The sequence below is a fragment of the Protofrankia coriariae genome, from assembly GCF_001017755.1.
Taxonomy (GTDB): domain Bacteria; phylum Actinomycetota; class Actinomycetes; order Frankiales; family Frankiaceae; genus Protofrankia; species Protofrankia coriariae.
This window is the reverse complement of the sequence record NZ_JWIO01000015.1, coordinates 17,563-19,461: the sequence shown is the minus strand read 5'-3', so window position 1 is coordinate 19,461 and position 1,899 is coordinate 17,563. Positions and strand designations below refer to the sequence as shown.

At 75.9% G+C, this 1,899-nt stretch carries 1 pseudogene (only partly in view); it reads right to left on the bottom strand.

Annotated elements, in window-relative coordinates:
- A pseudogene (locus FrCorBMG51_RS31065) lies at nt 1–1,899 on the bottom strand (N-6 DNA methylase); its annotated part runs 346 nt beyond the window's last position; the annotation flags it as partial.

Here is a 1,899-nt window from a genome sequence, read left to right as displayed (position 1 = left end):
CGCCGCGGCGGGCCGCGGACAGTTGCGGTCGCAGCCGTTCGAGCAGCTCCGGGGCGGGTACCAGCAGCCGGGCCGCCTCCCGCGGCTCGAGTTTGAGCATGCCGCCGCCGTAGGCGCGCCCGACCGTCTCGGCGGCGAGCATCGTCACGGAGTTCAGCGCAGCCAGCGGCAGCAGGTCCCGTCCGGTACGCCGGTGTTCGGGGGCGAGGACGACCCCGTGGACGGAGTTCAGGTGCGCCACCCCGGCCCGGTTGGTCGCCAGCTGCGGGGTGTCCGCGTTCATGTAGGTCAGCAGCAGGTCCGCCGGCGTGACCGGGAGGGGGACCTGCCACCAGGGGCTGCGGATCCGGCACTTGTACGCCAGGTCGACCTCGTTACGTTCGCCCGCCGCGATGTAGGCCCGGGCCGCCGGGGACGGCCGCGGCCCCGGCCGGAACAGCAGGGTCGCCAGGCCGGTGTCGGTCAGCCGCTGCCAGTCGCTGGTCCGTAGCGTGAGGGCCCGCAGGTGCCGGGAGCCCGGCGGCGAGATCGGAACGAGCTCGTCGTCGCCGAGGCCGAGCGCGTCCGCCCGCTCCCGGCTGAGTGCGAAGTAGCGGTTGTTGCCCGTCACCGCGCCGAGCGTCGTGCGGCCCCAGGTCGCCAGCGTCCCGAAGAGGCCGGCGATGGTGAGCTCGAGCATGGCCTGCCGGGCGGCGACGCTGATCAGCGCTGGCATCCAGGAGGCCTGCGGCTCGGGCGCCGGTGTACCCGCGCCCGCCGCCGGGTGCACGACCACCGCCGCGGCCGTGACGGCTGCCGGCGACGCAATCGCTGCCGAGGGAGCGATCACTGTCGGGGAAGCGATCGCTGTCGGGGGTACGGCCGCTGCCAGTGGCCCGTCAGCCGCGGAGGGCCCGGTAACCGCCGGCGGCCCGTCAGCCGCCGGGGTGCCAGCCGTGGTCGGCACCAGGAGCGCGGGCCGGCTCACCGCCGCCAGCCGGCGCACATCCGCGGGCAGGCCCACACCCGTAGGCAGGCCCGGTGCCCGCTGGCGCGCCACGCCGCCGGCCGGGCCCACGGCCCGCTCCGCGGGCTGGTCCCTGTCGAACGGGCTTCCCCCGCACGGTGTCGTGCCGCCGGCCGGGCCCGCGGTGTGCCCGGCCCCGGTGGCGGCGAGTTCGGCCAGGTCGCGCACCTGGTGGACGTCGAAGCGGTCGGCCGGCCCGGTGCCCTCCGCGAGCAGCAGCAGGACCTCTTCCTGCACCCCGGGGAAGACCCGCTCGGTGAACAGCACGAGCTGGACGTGCCGGAAGCGTTCCAGCAGGAACTGCCGGACGGGCGCGGCGTAGTTCACCGCCAGCAGCTCGGCCGGGAGCACCAGGCCGAGACGTCCGGCCGGGCGCAGGAACCGGGCCGCGTGCACGGTGAACGCGGCCCACGAGCTGGCCAGGTTGGTCAGGCGGACACCGGCCTGCCCGGCGGCGACCTGGGCGCGCCCGCGGGCTTCGCCGTGGAACTTCTGGTATCGCACGTACGGCGGGTTGCCCACGACGGCGTCGAAGTCGGGCTGCGCCGGCACGGCGAAGAAGTCGGCAACGGTGATCTCGGCCCGTTCGCCGCTCGCCGTCACGGCCATGGCTGCCGCGGACGCGGTCGGCGCGTGCAGTTCGATGCCGTGCAGCTGGACGCGGTACGGCAGGCCGCCCTGGCGGTTGCCGCGGGGCTGGCCCGCCTCGCCGCCCTCGCCGCCGAGGTTGCCCGTGTTGCCAGGCTCGTCACGGCCTCTCTCGTCACGGCCAGGCTCGTCACGGCCACCGTCATGGGACCGGTCGCCATGGTTGTCGCAGCCAGGGTGGCGGTCGAGGTTGCTGTCGGGCTGGTGGCCGGCGGCGTCGAGCGCCCGCAGCCGGCGGGCGGCCG